The sequence below is a fragment of the Sphingobacterium endophyticum genome, from assembly GCF_009733535.1.
Classification (GTDB): domain Bacteria; phylum Bacteroidota; class Bacteroidia; order Sphingobacteriales; family Sphingobacteriaceae; genus Sphingobacterium; species Sphingobacterium endophyticum.
On the sequence record NZ_SMMI01000003.1, the window covers coordinates 442879 to 459529 of the forward strand.

The 16651-nt window shown below is 34.8% G+C and carries 13 protein-coding genes; 3 read left to right on the forward strand and 10 right to left on the reverse strand.

The features are described 5' to 3' along the window. The first annotated feature begins 333 nt into the window (after positions 1–333). A complete protein-coding gene (locus E0Y80_RS04905; protein ID WP_094255579.1) occupies positions 334–669 on the forward strand; it encodes a MerR family transcriptional regulator in 336 nt (111 codons plus the stop codon). Here the strand turns inward: E0Y80_RS04905 and E0Y80_RS04910 are convergent, their stop codons facing one another. Together E0Y80_RS04910 and E0Y80_RS04915 are read right to left on the reverse strand one after the other, a co-directional pair. Beyond that, the gene (locus tag E0Y80_RS04910; RefSeq protein ID WP_156306282.1) at positions 670–1161 is read right to left on the reverse strand and encodes a metallophosphoesterase family protein; all 492 of its coding nucleotides are present in this window, start codon (positions 1159–1161) and stop codon (positions 670–672) included. A 1-nt stretch (position 1162) separates the two neighbouring features. After that, the gene (locus E0Y80_RS04915) at positions 1163–1867 is read right to left on the reverse strand and encodes a tRNA1(Val) (adenine(37)-N6)-methyltransferase (RefSeq protein ID WP_156306283.1); all 705 of its coding nucleotides are present in this window, start codon (positions 1865–1867) and stop codon (positions 1163–1165) included. Between the two features lie 121 nt (positions 1868–1988). On the opposite strand from E0Y80_RS04915, the gene E0Y80_RS04920 reads away from it, so the two are divergent. Further along, a complete protein-coding gene (locus tag E0Y80_RS04920) occupies positions 1989–2384 on the forward strand; it encodes a hypothetical protein (RefSeq protein ID WP_156306284.1) in 396 nt (131 codons plus the stop codon). Positions 2385–2400: 16 nt separating this feature from the next. Here the strand turns inward: E0Y80_RS04920 and mutS are convergent, their stop codons facing one another. Next, positions 2401–5007: a DNA mismatch repair protein MutS gene (gene mutS, locus E0Y80_RS04925; RefSeq protein ID WP_156306285.1), complete on the reverse strand. Its 2607-nt coding sequence runs from the start codon at positions 5005–5007 to the stop codon at positions 2401–2403. Between the two features lie 138 nt (positions 5008–5145). On the opposite strand from mutS, the gene mtgA reads away from it, so the two are divergent. Then, on the forward strand, positions 5146–5889 hold the full coding sequence (gene mtgA / locus E0Y80_RS04930; RefSeq protein WP_156306286.1) for a monofunctional biosynthetic peptidoglycan transglycosylase: 744 nt from the start codon (positions 5146–5148) through the stop codon (positions 5887–5889). 8 nt (positions 5890–5897) lie between these two features. On the opposite strand, the gene E0Y80_RS04935 is transcribed toward mtgA, so the two are convergent. The 7 genes from E0Y80_RS04935 to E0Y80_RS04965 form a co-directional block, all read right to left on the reverse strand. Continuing rightward, a complete protein-coding gene (locus tag E0Y80_RS04935) occupies positions 5898–6932 on the reverse strand; it encodes an isoaspartyl peptidase/L-asparaginase family protein (RefSeq protein ID WP_156306287.1) in 1035 nt (344 codons plus the stop codon). A 103-nt stretch (positions 6933–7035) separates the two neighbouring features. Next, the gene (locus tag E0Y80_RS04940; protein ID WP_156306288.1) at positions 7036–8373 is read right to left on the reverse strand and encodes a DUF5125 domain-containing protein; all 1338 of its coding nucleotides are present in this window, start codon (positions 8371–8373) and stop codon (positions 7036–7038) included. Continuing rightward, a complete protein-coding gene (locus tag E0Y80_RS04945; RefSeq protein WP_231595925.1) occupies positions 8370–9866 on the reverse strand; it encodes a glycoside hydrolase family 30 protein in 1497 nt (498 codons plus the stop codon). Before E0Y80_RS04945 ends, E0Y80_RS04940 begins: the two co-directional genes overlap by 4 nt. A 12-nt stretch (positions 9867–9878) precedes the next feature. After that, entirely contained in the window at positions 9879–11408 is a 1530-nt protein-coding gene (locus E0Y80_RS04950) for a RagB/SusD family nutrient uptake outer membrane protein (RefSeq protein WP_231595926.1), read from the reverse strand. A 10-nt stretch (positions 11409–11418) separates the two neighbouring features. Then, a complete protein-coding gene (locus E0Y80_RS04955; protein WP_156306290.1) occupies positions 11419–14388 on the reverse strand; it encodes a SusC/RagA family TonB-linked outer membrane protein in 2970 nt (989 codons plus the stop codon). 194 nt (positions 14389–14582) lie between these two features. Next, positions 14583–16241: a DUF6377 domain-containing protein gene (locus E0Y80_RS04960; protein WP_156306291.1), complete on the reverse strand. Its 1659-nt coding sequence runs from the start codon at positions 16239–16241 to the stop codon at positions 14583–14585. After that, positions 16231–16641 (reverse strand): RNA-binding S4 domain-containing protein, encoded by a 411-nt coding sequence (locus E0Y80_RS04965; protein WP_156306292.1) that lies wholly within the window; start codon positions 16639–16641, stop codon positions 16231–16233. The genes E0Y80_RS04960 and E0Y80_RS04965 overlap by 11 nt, the downstream gene beginning before the upstream one ends. Positions 16642–16651 lie beyond the last annotated feature (10 nt).

Sequence of the window (16651 nt, forward strand, 5' to 3'; positions counted from 1 at the left end):
ATATTGAAATAATCGAATAACAAATTCTAAAAGATAAAAAATGTAGAATGGTAGAATTAGCAATTCTATGGCTTGTAATATGTGGATTCTTTCATGATTAATTAGAATCCTATTCTTCTTATCCGTTGAATATTTCAAAAATATAAATGGAAAAATAGTAATTGCTTGAGCTTTTCCAAAAGAAAAGAACTTAGTCCAAAACTTACTAACTATTACTTTGCCTCTCATCTAAAGGTTAAAATTACGAAATAGCCTTTAACTTTATATCAATCATGGTTTTTTGATTTTCAAACTTAGATTGTATATTTGTTAATACACTAAAATCAAATGTTCATGCCGTACAAAGAACGAGAAATTAATAAGCTGTATTATACCATGGGGGAAGTCACTGAGATGTTCGGTGTTAATGCATCTCAAATCCGTTTTTATGAGCGTGAATTCGATATCCTTCAGCCAAAGAAAAACAAGAAAGGAAATCGTCTATTTACCCAAAATGACATTGCTAACCTAAAAATCATCTTTAATTTGGTTAAAGATAAAGGCTATACCTTACAGGGGGCTAGAGAATTTTTAAGAAGCAACAAGAATGAAGCGCGAGAAAACCAAAGGATAATTGAATCCTTAGAAGGTCTAAAAAGCTTTTTACTAGAAGTGAGAGATAGCCTATAACTATCTCGGGTGAAGTTCAATTACTTCTAAATTCTCAATTTTATCAGAATTTATTTCAAATCTCATTATCGTTCTAACTTTTTGCCAGCCCTGTTTTCCTGCAGCTCCAGGATTAATATGGAGTAACTGCAATTTTTGATCATATTGAACTTTTAAAATATGCGAGTGCCCTGTTATAAACAATTTTGGGGGATTATTTATTATTTCTGGTTTAACTAATGGACTATATTTATTAGGATATCCACCAATATGGGTAATCCAAACATCCACATCTTCACATTTAAACCTTAAATTTTCTGGGTATTGTATTTGGATTGACTTATCATCGATATTTCCATATACCCCACGTAAAGGTTTAAAAGTTCTTAACTTCTCAATAACATCTAAAGAACCAAAATCTCCGGCATGCCATATTTCATCACAGTTTTCAAAATATTTGAAAACCGAATCATCTAAATAGCTGTGTGTATCTGAAATTAATCCAATCTTCATCTTAAAAAGCTAAAAAATAAGGTTTTAATAGTGACTTATAGGCATCTGAATAAACTGATTGATCTTGATATAAGATAAATGTTTCTTTTATTTGATTGGAAGTATCTTTTTTAAAACTTAAAATACTTCTGAAAGGATCTGAATCTTTAAAGGATTGAATATTTATTACATGAGTTAAATTCAATCCATTTGAAACCGCCTCATTGATTAAAAAGTCTGATAACTCAATAGGCACAACGATTTGAAGTTTCCCATCTTCCATTAAATGTTGCGCTGAAAATTGCATCAATCCTTTAAAAAAATCACTATCGGTATGTTTTGCCACTTTCTTTCTCTGATCTGGATTATGAAGAGAATTAATATAAAATGGAGGATTCGAAACAATAAGGTCAAATTTTAGGTCCGTATGCCATTGGAAAATATCAGAATTTATAATACTCATTCGGTCTTTAAATAAGGAAGATTTAAAATTTTCCTCAGCTCGTATTGATGCCAGTTTATCAATTTCAACAGCCCAAACTTGAGAGTCTTCATATTTCTGAGCCAACATTAAAGCAATCACACCTGTACCAGTGCCAATGTCTAAAATATTTCTTGCTGAATTTTTTTGTGCAAATGCTCCTAACAGCACACCATCTGTATTAATACGCATTGCACAGCCTTCTTGATTGACTGAAAACCTCTTGAAATCAAAGATATTGCCCATAAAACAAAGTTAACTTATTAACCTATTTACCCAATAAAAAAAATGTAAAGTAGTTTTTTTATCCATGAACATTAATCTAAATGGAATTTAAGAAGTCTATCACTAAAAGAAAGACAGAGATATGAAAAATAAGCTACTTAAAATCGTCGCACTTATAATGGTAATAGGATTGTTTTCCTCATGTTCCAAAGATTATTTTGAAGGACCTCTTTTTTATCCAGATGATTTTGGGGTCGATATTGTGGATGCTTATCCTGCCGGCCCAAATTCAATAAAAATTGATTTCGCAGTCAGTAATCTATCCAACTTAGATTATTACCAAGGCCAGGATGGAAACTATTATTTAGAATTCTCTATTGCTAGCAATAATGGCAGTTTATTTTATAATGAAATCCCTATTGGGACGCTATATGCTGGTGAATATTTCCGAGGAAGTATGATAATACAAATTGATCCAAGGATGACTTTTAATTTGAATAATATTACTTATGATATTTACGATGCTGATAGGTACTAACTATCAGCATTTATTTTTAATTCTTTAATAATCTTTGAATTTCATCCAATTTCATTAATGCTTCAACCGGTGTTAATGTATTAACATCCAAATTATTCAGCATATCTCTAATCTTCTCTAAAACAGGATCATCAATTGAAAACATCTGTAACTGATAGGCTTGTTTTTGGATCTTGCGCATGCTGTCTTTTATTTTCTCCCCTCCAGTTCTTTCTTGTTCTAAACGTTTTAATATTTCTCCAGCACGGTTAATCAATTTTGAAGGCATTCCCGCAAGCTTAGCCACATGTATACCAAAGCTGTGTTCTGATCCTCCAGGAACTAATTTCCTTAAGAAAATCACCTTATTATTTACTTCCTTTACACTAACATTAAAGTTCTTAACCCTAGGCATTGAAGTACATAATTCATTTAATTCATGATAATGTGTTGCAAATAATGTTTTTGCCCTATAGGATGGATGTGAATGCAGATATTCTGCAATTGCCCATGCTATGGAAATCCCATCATAAGTACTGGTACCACGACCAATTTCATCTAAAAGAATTAAACTTCTATCCGATAAATTATTCATGATACTTGCGGTCTCATTCATCTCAACCATGAATGTAGATTCTCCTGAACTCAAATTATCTGATGCTCCAACCCGAGTAAAGATCTTATCAACAATCCCTATATAAGCCTCTTTTGCTGGGACAAATGAACCTATTTGCGCCATGAGCACAATTAATCCAGTTTGCCTCAACAAAGCAGACTTTCCAGCCATATTTGGACCTGTTATAATAATAATTTGTTGACCATCAGGATCTAAAAAGGTATCATTGGTTATATAATCCTGTCCTATTGGAAGATTCTTTTCGATAACGGGATGTCGTCCACCTTTTATGTCTAACGTCCTACTTGAATTTACTTCAGGTTTGACATAAAAATTCTTCTCAGCTATGATTGCAAAATTCAGTAATACATCCAATTTCGCTAATAATTGTGCATTTAATTGAATAGGCTTAATGTATTCGGAAATAGCCAATAGTAATTCTGAATATAAACGATTTTCTATAGCTTGAATTTTCTCTTCCGCTCCAAGTATTTGCTCTTCATACTCTTTTAATTCTTCCGTGATATATCGCTCCGCATTTACTAAGGTTTGTTTTCTAATCCAATCTGAAGGAACTTTATCCTTATGCGTATTTGTTACTTCAAGATAATATCCAAAAACATTATTGAATGCGATCTTCAATGAAGGAATACCTGTCTTTTCAGATTCCCTTTTTTGAATCTCGATTAGATAATCCTTTCCTCCAAAAGCAACCTTCCTCAATTTATCCAAATCAGCATCTACCCCATCAGCAATTACATTTCCCTTGTTGATGGCAACCGGTGGCTCTGCCTGCATGCTGTTCTCTATCTTATCCCGAATGATTAAACATGCATTCAATTGCTCAGCAATTACTTTCAGTGATTCGGATTCTTGCTCTTGACAAAGTTCTTTTAATTTTTCTACCGCATATAAAGCTCTTTTGAGCTGAATAATTTCTCTTGGATTAGCTTTTTGTAAACCTATCTTAGAAATCAACCTCTCTAAATCCCCTACCTGCTTGATCTCATGAACCAATTGATCCCTGAGTTCTCGATTATCATAAAAATCTTGAACTACTTGTAGACGCTCGTTGATTGATTTCTCATCTTTCAATGGCATAACAATCCAACGTTTTAATAATCTCGCGCCCATAGGCGAAGAAGTTTCATCCAAAACATCCGATAAGGTCGTCGCATTTTCATTATTAGAGCCAATCAGTTCGAGATTTCGAATGGTAAACCTATCTAACCACATATACCGTTCCTCTTCAATTCTAGAAATATTTGATATATGTTGTAGATTTCTGTGTTCCGTTTCATTCAGGTAATGAAGGGCTACTCCTGCAGCAATTATGCCGATAGGCATTCGATCAATTCCAAAACCTTTCATGGAATTAACCTCAAAATGTTTCAGTAATGACTCTGTAGCATAATCGCCTGTGTATGGCCATTCATCAAGTGTATAAGTATAATATCCACTTCCGAATTGCTCAAGAAACTCTTTGTATTGTTTTTTAGGAAGGATAATCTCAGTCGGTTTAAACCCCTGAAGAAGTTTGTCAATATAATTTATTGACCCTTGCGCAACAAGGAATTCCCCTGTTGAAATATCTAAAAATGAAATCCCAATCCCAAGTTTATCAAAATAAACAGATGCTAAATAGTTATTGGATTTTTGTTGAACTATATTTTCATTGTAGGATACGCCTGGGGTTACTAATTCCGTTACTCCTCTCTTGACGATCGTTTTTGTTTGTTTTGGATCCTCTAGCTGATCGCAGATAGCAACTCTTTGGCCGGCTCTAACTAATTTTGGTAAATAAGTTTCCAAAGAATGATGTGGAAATCCTGCCAATGCTGTTTCAGACTCCGATCCATTTCCTCTTTTTGTTAATACAATCCCTAAAATCTTGGCTGCTTTGATCGCATCTTCCCCAAATGTCTCATAAAAATCTCCAACTCTAAACAACAATAAGGCTCCAGGGTATTTTGCCTTAATCGTATTATATTGTTGCATTAATGGAGTTTGTTTCTTCTCTTTTGCCAAGGTGATCCTATTTTTGTATAAGATGTAAAAATAGCAGATTTGTGTCGATTTGCAAAACTATAGCTTCCCCAAAAAGCATTCAGGAAATGACATAAAAATTAAAAAATACATCTTATGTTTGCATAAAATTTCAGAGTAATGGCAATTAAGCGTTCTACTTCCAAGAACAAAAAGAAACAAACCAAAAATTCATTCGGCAGTTTTATGAAAACTAAGGTTTTACCATGGGCTGTTAGGGGGATTATCGCTTTTTTTGCCTTAAGCATACTTTGGGTTATTGCACTTCGATTTACAAATCCTCCAATTACTTATTTGATGCTCAAAAGAGGTTTCGAAAGAAAAACTGAAGGTAAGGAATGGAAGCTAGAAAGAAAGTGGTTAGCATATGATGACATTTCCGATAATTTAAAAAAAGCTGCTCTTGCCGGAGAAGACGCTCATTTCATGACCCATAATGGCTTCGACACTGAAGCTATAAAAGAGGCTTTTGAAAAGAATAAAGAAGGAAAAAGACTTCGCGGAGGAAGTACAATTAGCCAACAGACTGCGAAAAATGTATTTCTCTGGCCAGGCAGATCATGGATTCGAAAAGGATTAGAAACCTATTTCACCGTGTTGATTGAAATTTTTTGGAATAAAAGAAGAATTCTTGAAGTATATCTAAATGTAATCGAAACTGGTCAAGGTGTATATGGTGCTGAGGCAGCAGCGCAATATTATTTTCATAAATCCGCTAAGAGTTTAACAAAAAAAGAAGCCTCTTTAATTATAGCAATTTTGCCAAGCCCCCAAAAATGGGATGCCAGAAGACCTTCTAATTATGTTAATCGTAGAGCCAACAGTATTGCTCGATATTTGAATTATTATAAAATCCCAAATTAGTAATCCTGCTATTTATAAATTTCAACTTTAATTTTCCCATCAGAAGTCACTGTTCCACGATACATACCTTCGGTATTAAATGGCATAGCGATATTTCCACTTTTATCGATTGCTATTAATCCACCATCACCACCTAGTTTTTCAATTTCATCAATAACTTCCTGAGTAGCTTTTTCAATATTCATTTTTGCATATTTCATTCTCGCTGATACATTATATGCAGCAACTGAACGAATAAAGAATTCACCCCAGCCTGTACATGAAATAGCAACAGTTTCATTGTCAGCATAGGTACCTGCTCCAATAATTGGGGCATCCCCAACTCGACCAAATTTTTTATTGGTCATTCCTCCTGTAGAAGTTCCAGCAGCTAAATTCCCCATTTTATCTAATGCAACACAACCAACTGTTCCAAACTTCTCATCTTTATAGGGTGGGAGAAATGCTTGCTTATCATCGTGGTCCAATTCTGCTCTCTCCTTATCTCTTTCTAATGCTCTTTGCAAACCATCCCAACGCTGTTTTGTCCAAAAATAAGAAGGATCAACTATTTCTATTCCATTCATTTGTGAAAATTCCTCCGCTCCTTTGCCAACCATCATGACATGATCTGATTTATCCATTACCGCCCGTGCTGCACTGATTGGGTTTTTAATAGTTGTCACTCCAGCAACAGAGCCAGCTTTTAGGTTTGATCCATCCATAATTGCAGCATCAAGTTCATTCTTCCCTTGATTGGTAAAAACAGCACCTTTACCCGCATTAAATAATGGAGAGTCTTCCATTATATGGATGGCCGCTTCAATAGCGTCAAGACTTGATTTACCTTGTTTTATTTGTTCATATCCTGCCTGAAGCGATTCCGTTAATTTTGATATATATGCCTGCTCCAAAGAGTCTGTCATATTCTTTTTTAGAATTGTACCCGCTCCACCATGAATTACTAAAACATATTTTGGCTTATTGTTTATTTGAGCTGCTGACTTATTTACACCCATAGTAATACTCATTAAGGTTAATAAGAAAATGACACTATTTTTCATAATTAGATTCAGTTTTAACAAAGTAAGCTATAAAATAGTAAAAAACAAAAAGGGGTGGAAACGCCTTAATCCACCCCAGTTTTACTCAATTTATTAGTTTGTTTTACTGCTTTGTCACTGTTAATTTGGCTTTATTATTTCCTTCGGAAAGGTCAACAAGAAATACGTAAGTTGAACCAACTGTTAAGGTTTTCCCTGCAACCAAGCCTAAGTTACCAGGATCTCTTCCATTGGTACCATCCCCTACTAAAATGATGTCACTATTTGTAGTTAGTTCAGTATTTTTATACTCACCACCCCAGTTCTTTTGATGGAAGAATTTAAAATTGATATTCGTTGCATTGATGGTCTGGCCAGCAACAACAGTTACCTGATATTTCTTCTCACCTATTGGTGCCATACAAATTGCCTTGCCTGGATCCCAACCTACTTGATTATCTGCTACGCTAGGCTTACCAATTCCTTCTCCAATTATCCAAATTGCCCCTGTTCCATCTGGATTTAATACCGCCGGATCACTTCCGTTTAAAGCTTCAACTTTTATGAATTTCTTAGCCACATCGGCAATAAACCTATATTTACCCGATATAACCTTTGAATAATATTTGTCGCCATCTTGACGGATATAATCTTGGTCAATCCACCAGCCTTTTATTCCTGGGATATCACTTAATACCAACTCCTCATCTTTTCCAACAGTTAAATCAACTGAATAAAGATCATCAGCAATCATTTCCATATCCGTATCATTGATCGCATACCGTATAAATGGTGCACTTTCATATGTCAATGTATTAAAGCTAATGGTATAGCGACCATCAAATGAATTTGAAAAAGGAATTACAGCATTTACTCCTTGAATGATACTTTTATTTTCCCATCCAAATTGAATCTTATTACCAAAGGCTCCAACAGCTGGGGCTTCTATATAAGCTGCAGCTTTCATTGGAAATTCATCCGTAACTTGGTATTTATTCGCAGAAACCTTCAGCATTTTATAAGTCTTTCCTCCTTCGCTAATTAAATTTATATAAGGAAAGTCAGGTCTCGATATATTCACAACTTTCTCCTCAGTTGTTTTTACCATTTGAATATTTTCAAGTGTAAATTTCAACATACCTGTACCATTTGGAATATTCTTTAAAAATGGAACAAATAATTTACCTGAATATTCTCCTGCGGATTTAGTTCTTAAAGTTTGTTCTGCAACAACTTCATCACTAAACAACAATTGTACTTTCAAAGTCGACAGATCAATACTTTTATCTGAAACATTGACTGTATATTGTAAACTATCTCCGAACAATGAAGCAGTTGGTACTTTTACTACTTCAATATGTGGTTCCCCAGCACCATACGGCACAATTAATTCATCCTCTTGACAAGAAAACATAAGTGTCATTAGGACTGAAACGGTTAAATAATTGATTAATTTTTTCATTTTTTCCAAGAATAAGAAACAACAGACCCTGCAGGAATATCATAACTGAAGTTATTTTTTCCATCTTCAATAACGATTCTTGCATTGCTACCATTTGAATTAGCAATAACAAAGGCATAAGTACCATCAATATTTTTGAATGCAGAGTAGGTTAACCCTGAATCCGTATATCCTTCTGTACCTATACGAACTGCGCCCGGCTTTACCACCGCAGACATATGTCCTACGATATAATAATGTGAATTTTTACGAATGGTCTTATAATCAGATTTACTGATGTCTACAGCTCCATAACATGTCTGGCAACCTCCTTCACGATTCGGTCCTCGCTCTGAATCCAACATTAAATTCCAAACTATTACCCCTTTACTCCAGTTATTTACTGTACCCAAGGCAACTTCACGCATATCTTCCAATAACCTTTTTCCTAATGCATGACCATCATTCCATGTACCAATTGATGTTTCGGTAAAAATGATGTCTTTTTCAGGCGCTTTTGAATGGATATCCAATAATTCTGCCTTATCCCCTCCATAATTATGATATGCAGAACCTGCAAAGTAGGCTGCAGCAGCAGGATCTTGAAAGATTTTAATTGGATAGTCCTGTTGTTCAGTCATATTATCATAATTATAGTTATGATCAAATGCATAAATCTTTGTCTTCAACCCTGCTGCCTTCATTTTAGGACCCAATGCCGTTTTTACAAAATCACGCTGCTCATTCCAAAACATAACCAAGGATGCTGAGTTTTTATCGTTTAAAGGCTCATTTTGTGTGGTGATAGAATAAATATTAATTCCATGACCTTTCATCGCTTCAATCCATTTCACGAAATATGTTGCATAATCCTGATAATACTTAGGATTCAAGTGTCCCCCTGTCCAAGAATCATAAGGCTTTAATTCTTGAAGATTATTCACCTTCATCCATTTTGGTGGAGTCCATGGTGAACCCATGATTTTTATATCCGGATTTATGGCAATAATCTCTTTTAAAACTGGAATAACATATTCCAGTTCTTCTGATTGTAAAGCGAAGTTCTCAATTCCTGGTTTGTCTGCTAATGTATATTCATCCAATGAAAAGTCTGAACAGCCAATTGCAATACGAATATAACTTTGGCCCATTCCCTCAGTTGTTGAAAATGTCTCTTTTAAAAATTTAGTCCGGTCTGAAGGGCTCATTTTTAAAAGATTATATGCAGTAGAGCCAGTAATTGCTGCTCCAAAACCATCCATAGTCTGATAGGTTTTGCTCTCATCTAGCTTAATGGTTTTTGTCCCCATATTGCTGGATTTGCTAAAATCTAAGTAAGACTTCTTAAAATCATGGCTTAATGAGCCAGTAGTTGTATAAATTAATACATCTCCTGAAGTTGGTTCAACCGGTACTACAGGTTCTCCCCCATTATTGTTGTCATTGCCACATGCCGTCAGAACTGAAGAGAACAAACTTGCAACAAATATGTATTTCTTTAAATTATTCATCATTTGTGTATATTATTAATATCCTAAATTTTGCTTGATCTTAGGATTCTGGTCAATAATCGATTGAGGAATTGGTAGGCGGTAAGAGTTCTCATTAAACTGATAAACCTGTGGCTTTCTTCCTGAATCCTTCGCAAATACTGCATTCATTACAGATTCTACTTTATTTAATCTTGCTAAATCATACCAGCGCTGTCCTTCGAAAGCTAATTCTAATCTACGCTCATTTAGTACAGCTGTTAACATCGCATCTTTACTCGCTTTTGTTGCAGAACTTAGTTTAGAAAGTTTTACTCGTTGACGAACTTTATCAATTATTTCTGCAGCAGCAGGTAGATTGGAGCTTTCTCCCATAATTAAGGCCTCTGCTTTCAGCAATAAAATATCAGCATAACGATATTTTATAATATTGCTAAATGCCGAACGGGTCTTATACATAAATGGATAATTACTCGCTGGATAATAATTGCTCCATCCTGCTTGATAATATACAATCGATTCTGTGTAACGGATCTCATCTCCTTCGCGAGTGAATGCATTAATTAAATCTCTCGAAGGAGTGATCCATTTGGCCCATGTAAAGTTGCTATTGTAGTTAGAAAGATCTCTACCAAACATCCATGTTACCCAATTGCCATTTCCTGCAAAAAATTGAGTCTCTAATATGGATTCCTTTGTGTTTCTTTTCTTTGCTTCTGCATTGCCTTCTTGAACGCCAAATAGATCCCTATAATCAGCTTCTAAATCAAATCCATCTGCAGCCAAATCATCAGCATATTGAATGACTTTCTTATAGTCACGAATCGGCTTTTCAGCATATACTTTTGCCAATAATGCTTTCGCAACTGACTTTGAAAATTTGGTCTTATTTGACGAATTATTTGATGGTGCATCAGGAATTGATTCTAACAAATCCTTCTCAATCTGTTGGTATGCTTCTTTTTCCGTTTTTTGGTCTGGAAAATAATCAGAATAAACCTCTTCGATATTTTCCGCCGTAATATCCCGACCTACATTTGTTACTACAGGAATATCTCCCCAAAGACGAACCATGTCAAATAGAATCATGGCACGGAATATCTTCGCTTCAGCTTTATATTGCTTACGTAGGGCAGTTGTCAATGAATTATCCGCTACAGAATCAACATTTACAATTAAAATATTTGCACGAGCAATATCTTCTAAATATCTCTTCCAATCACGTTCAACCACAGAGTTTGAACCTTCAATCCCATTGGTCTCATATGGAACAACCTCTGCGCCTGTAGTACCCGCATAAGCATTGTCTGAATGTGACTCTGCTATCAGCAATTGATCCAAATACCAGTGCTCCATACGATCACGCATAAGGTTGTAAATCCCTTGTAAGTGACTTTCAACAGCAGCCTTATCCTTAAAGGCTACTTTATGTCCTTCCTCATTAACCCCTTCAGTAACATCCGAATATTCTGATAAAGGATCTTTTTGTAAAGAACAGCTTGTAATGACAGCAACTGTAAGTAATGCCATCATACTCTTTATTAAGTTAACTTTTAACGTTCTCATAATCATAATCTTAGAACTCAACATTAATACCTACTACAAAAGATTTACTCTGTGGATAGGTCCCCCAATCTAATCCTTGAACCCTACCAGAATTTCCCCATTGGTTTACCTCAGGGTCTAAACCTGTATATTTTGTAAGTGTTAATAAATTTGTTGCAGATACAAAAGGTTGTAATTTGTTTATTCCTATCCTGTTTAATGCAGGTGCCTTAATGTTATAGGATAATGAAACATTCTTCAAGCGTATATAGCTTCCGTCTTCAATAAAATAAGTGGAGTTTAACATATTGTATCCCGCTTTAGGAACCTCTGTAACCTGTCCCGGAACTCTCCAACGTTGTAAAACTCTCGTCGATTGATTTTTACCATCATACATCCCTTCCATATCCATTCTGGATGCATTATAAATATCGTTGCCTTGTGAACCTTGAATAAATACATTCAGGTTGAAGTTCTTATAAGAGAAATTGTTGGTAAATCCGAACGTAAAGTTTGGATTTGGATCTCCGATATAAGTACGGTCCGAAGATGAAATCCTTCCATCGCCATTGATGTCCTTATAATTCATGTCTCCTGTCTCTGGATTGACGCCTTCACTTACATATCCAAAGAAACTTCCCATAGGTCGACCTGGTTCATTTCTAACAACATAGTCATTTACATAGTCTACTGTTTTAGCATCTAAATAAACTGGCTGTAAGGTTAGTTTACTTAGTTCATTTTTATTGAATGAAATATTGAATGTTGTATTCCACCTAAAATCACCTCTAAAGTTTTCTGATGTAACATTGGCCTCAAAACCCTTATTAATCATTTCTCCTTCATTTCTTTGAATCGATGGAATTTGACCAGTTCCACTTAAATCTACATACATCAACATGTCTGTTGTTTTTTTGTAGTAATAATCTAAGTTTACTGTAATCCTGTTGTCAATTCCTGTAAAGTCTAATCCTACTCCAGTTTGTGTCGTTCTTTCCCATCCAAGGTCATTTGCCCTTAAGTTTGCTGGTGAAACGGAAACTAAATCATTTGTTTTTCCTTCTTCAAACCATGGTGAACGAGAAATGCTATACCGTTGTAAATAAGAGTAATCCCCGATTCCTGATTGATTTCCTGTTTGACCCCATCCTCCTCGGATTTTTAAGTCATTCATCCAAGAAACATCTTTCAAGAACTCTTCAGAGGATAATCTCCAAGCTGCAGAAACTGATGGGAATACTGACCAACGGTTATCAGGATGTAATTTTGAAGAACCGTCTGTTCTTACATTAGCTGTAATTAAATATTTCCCATCATAATTATAGGAAAGACGGCCAAAGTATGACATCATGGCCCAATCTGACGCACTAGAGTTTGTTGCTGTCCATGAAATTTTATTAGCCGCATTTAAAGTCTCAATTAAATCTGACCTAAAATGTGAACCTAAAATATAACTGCTTGTATATTGTGAATTGGTCCAAGAAGAACCTGCCATTGCTTCAAAACCATGTTTATCTAATGTTTTGTTGTATGATAACACGTTGTCGAAGGTCAAAACAGTATTCATATTTCTTGAATCACTTGCTTCACCGAATTGGTTTCTACCCCATGATGTCGACAATGGATCCAAAAATGTTGAAGAAAATGCATTTCTTCTATCGATTGCGAACAATGATTTAAAATTCAATTCAGGAAGGATATGAATCGTCGCTGATCCAGAACCAATTAACCTATTTTCACGGTTGCGGTTGTTTGCTGTTGTCCTTAGATTTTCCAACGGACTAGTCACATTCAAACCATAAAAGTTATTATAGAATTGAGCTGGATTAAATGGATCCATAATAGGTGCAAAAGTAGGTGTATTGATGGACGCTAGAACTACACCGCCTCTATTTGAACCCGTACCTTCAACCATTCCGTTTCCATTATAATCAGCATATGAGAAATTCGCATTAACTGTTAACCAATCTCTAACTTTATTCTCAATATTTCCTCTAAAATTATAACGCTTGTAAAACGTAGAGTTTACTATACCCTTATCATTGATATAACCTCCGGAAAGGAAATATTTAATTCGATCAGATCCGTCCGATACAGAAACTTGATAATCTTGAATAACACCATTCGAAAAGGTAGCATCAAACCAATCAGTTTGGTCGGTCAAATTATCTGGAAGAGAGATAATCTTGATTTCATCCATTAAATCCTTGTATTGTGCTGTATTCAATGGTTCAATCTTACTAGTCACCCTGTTCTGAGTGGCCAACATATTGAATGTAATTTTAGGGTTCCCTACTCTACCTTGTTTTGTGGTAACTAATACAACCCCATTGGCAGCTCTAGAACCATAGATTGCTGCTGAAGAAGCATCTTTTAACACTTGCATATCAGCAATATCCGTTGGAGATAAGAAATTAATGTTATCTACCGGAACTCCATCTACAACATACAATGGATCATTACTTCCATTAAAAGAAGTTGTACCACGAATACGGATTGAAGTACCTCCCCCTGGTGCTCCTGATGGTTGAGAAACCGTTACCCCAGCGGCTTTCCCTTGAATTGCTTGATTAGCATTTACAATCGGACGCTCATTTACATCTTCCAATGAAACACTGGAAATTGCTGTAGTCACATCCTTTCGCTTTACTGCCCCATAACCAATTACGACAACATCCTCTAAAGTGTTGGTCGCACTGCTTAGAGCAATTGTCATTTCACTTGATTCTGCAATAACTTCGCGGCTCTCATAGCCTAAATAAGAAATTCGAAGTTTTGAGTTTGAAGGAACATTTTCGAGTGTAAATACTCCATCGTTATTCGAAGAGGTTGATGTTGTCCCCCCGATAACGGTAATGGTAGCACCAATTATTGGCTCATTGGTGGCTTCGTCTATAACCTTTCCTGTTATCCTATTCCCCCCCTGTGCATATGCAAGGCTAAAGAATACAGATACCAAATAAAGGCAAAGACCGATACTAACTTTAGTAAAAAGTTTCATACGACTTATAATCAGTTATTAGATTAATAAAATAATTCAGGTTATTCCTAAACTTCCCAATCCAAAGTTAAGCAGGGGTTATATGTTTATTAAGCTTTTGAAATGCCCAAAAACAAAAAAGTAAACGAAGTAATCCAATAACCATTGAATTACAACCGTTTAGACACTTTTAAAATGAAAAAAAGTAAAGCTTTTTAGGAGGTTTTTATGTTACCAATCTCTTTTATTTGCTCATCAAAGTCTTCTTTAGTCCCTAAAACCTTGTTCCGAACCTTGACACGATAGTTGTAAACTGTACGTAAGGAATACCGCAAGAATCTGGCAATTTTTGTGGAATCCGAAATACCTAATCTTATTAAAGCAAAAATTCGAAGTTCTGAATTTAATAATTCATCATGTTTAAGAGTCAACTGCTCCTCAGGTTTAAGTAGTTTATTAAATTCTTGAATAAAACTAGGATATAGATTTAAGAAAATAACATCAAAATTATGGTATAAATCATCTAACTCTGTATTGATGAAATCTTGAGATTTCAACTCTCTATTCAATTCGTCCAATTGATTATTTGAAAGTTTCTTTAAAATTCCTTTCCGTGTATTATCTAATTTATCAATATAGGCAGAACATAATTCAAAAAACTGAGCCATATATTCTTCCTTGATATGATTGGATTCTTGTAGATCTTGATTAACCTTTAACAATTGTCCATTCAAACCTTGAAGTTCATTATTTAGTGTTTTTAAATCCCTCCTCGTTCTTTTTAATCGCTTCATCTGCATATACAGTACAATAAATGCAACCAGCAATAAAATAGACATTAAGGAAATGATATATAAAAATGTTTTTAATTGATTTTTATTGGCCAATTCCTTTTCTTGAAATGCCGAATTAATAATAGGATAGAATGATGAATTCTCAATGGTTCGAAATCTTACATTACAAAATAAAGCATCCTCCATTGCCTGTTGAATGAATAAATAAGCCTTATCAATTTCATTTCGTTCAAAATATACTAATGCCAAACTTTGCATGGAGGCATTATCTTTTACCGTGTTTTTAATATCGGTAATGGCAGATTGACCTAAATAATAAATCTCATTTTCTTGATCCCCTTTATTTTTATAAAGAAGACCTAACAGATATGCAATTACAGCTCGTTCATGCTGTGGGTCTTTATATTCTTGCAATAGTTGCTTCAGCTCAGACTCTGCTTTATCAAAATTATTGCCGAACAAGGCTCGGGTTGCCGAATTGATCCTATATTCTTTTGAATCTTTTGGCAAAACATTTAATAATGAGTCTCGGTAAACCTCACTTTGGGTAAAGTATTGATAATGATTAGTACTTTGACCATAATGTGAATAAAAATCAGAATATGCACGGTAATAATCTGCCTCTTGTTCACTTGATAGACTTTGCCTTGGTATTCCTTTTAATATTTGATTTGACTCTATAAAACGGCCAGCAGAAGAATATAATCCGGCCAATTGAATATCAACCTCATTAATTAAAATCGGATCTTTTAATTGTTGGGCTATCTTTTTATTTTCATTTACGTAAAAAATAGCAGAATCTATTTGATAGGTTTTGAATTCATCATAGAGATTTTGCAATAATTGATATCGATCGGAAGGAGCACTCCTTAAGCGAAGGCGTTCTTTAATTTCGAATATCTTAAGCAATTTATCCTTTTCAAATTCAATCTTTCGTCCAAGTACTTTCTTTAATTCACGCTCAACTGAATCTTTTGGACTTACTTCATCATCAGCTTTGGCCGTTGTACCTGTTATGGTCAATGCTAATATTAAGGTCAAACAATAAAAAAGACTTCTTAATTTAAGTTTAATTTTCATTTTCTTCTTCCCACCAATCGGTTTTCAAATCATCAATTTCTCTACGATCTTTTTTAGTAGGTCTTCCTGTGCCACGATCCCTTTTCAATACAGGTGCATGGAATGAAGATTTGAAAGCATATGTATCTTCAACAGGGGTCAGATCTTCATAAAATTGAACGGCAGTTTTTGCATCTACGCGTCTCTCAAGCAGGCCAATAACTTTGATGACTTTCTTCTCAATCCCTTTTTGAATCGAATACGTTTCCCCAACCTTTGCTATTCCGGAAGGTTTTACATTTTGTCCATTCAGTTTTACCTTACCAGCTTTACATGCTTCCGTGGCTAAACTTCTCGTTTTAAAAACACGTATAGCCCATAAGTATTTATCAATCCGTAATTTGTCTGCCGCCTCTGCCATCTTACAAAAA

Coding starts and splice junctions, on each gene's coding strand:
- E0Y80_RS04905 (WP_094255579.1), top strand. CDS start 334: ATGCCGTACAAAGAACGAGAAATTAATAAGCTGTATTATACCATGGGG.
- E0Y80_RS04910 (WP_156306282.1), bottom strand. CDS start 1,161: ATGAAGATTGGATTAATTTCAGATACACACAGCTATTTAGATGATTCG.
- E0Y80_RS04915 (WP_156306283.1), bottom strand. CDS start 1,867: ATGGGCAATATCTTTGATTTCAAGAGGTTTTCAGTCAATCAAGAAGGC.
- E0Y80_RS04920 (WP_156306284.1), top strand. CDS start 1,989: ATGAAAAATAAGCTACTTAAAATCGTCGCACTTATAATGGTAATAGGA.
- mtgA (WP_156306286.1), top strand. CDS start 5,146: ATGGCAATTAAGCGTTCTACTTCCAAGAACAAAAAGAAACAAACCAAA.
- E0Y80_RS04935 (WP_156306287.1), bottom strand. CDS start 6,932: ATGAAAAATAGTGTCATTTTCTTATTAACCTTAATGAGTATTACTATG.
- E0Y80_RS04940 (WP_156306288.1), bottom strand. CDS start 8,373: ATGAAAAAATTAATCAATTATTTAACCGTTTCAGTCCTAATGACACTT.
- E0Y80_RS04945 (WP_231595925.1), bottom strand. CDS start 9,866: ATGATGAATAATTTAAAGAAATACATATTTGTTGCAAGTTTGTTCTCT.
- E0Y80_RS04950 (WP_231595926.1), bottom strand. CDS start 11,408: ATGAGAACGTTAAAAGTTAACTTAATAAAGAGTATGATGGCATTACTT.
- E0Y80_RS04955 (WP_156306290.1), bottom strand. CDS start 14,388: ATGAAACTTTTTACTAAAGTTAGTATCGGTCTTTGCCTTTATTTGGTA.
- E0Y80_RS04960 (WP_156306291.1), bottom strand. CDS start 16,241: ATGAAAATTAAACTTAAATTAAGAAGTCTTTTTTATTGTTTGACCTTA.
- E0Y80_RS04965 (WP_156306292.1), bottom strand. CDS start 16,641: ATGGCAGAGGCGGCAGACAAATTACGGATTGATAAATACTTATGGGCT.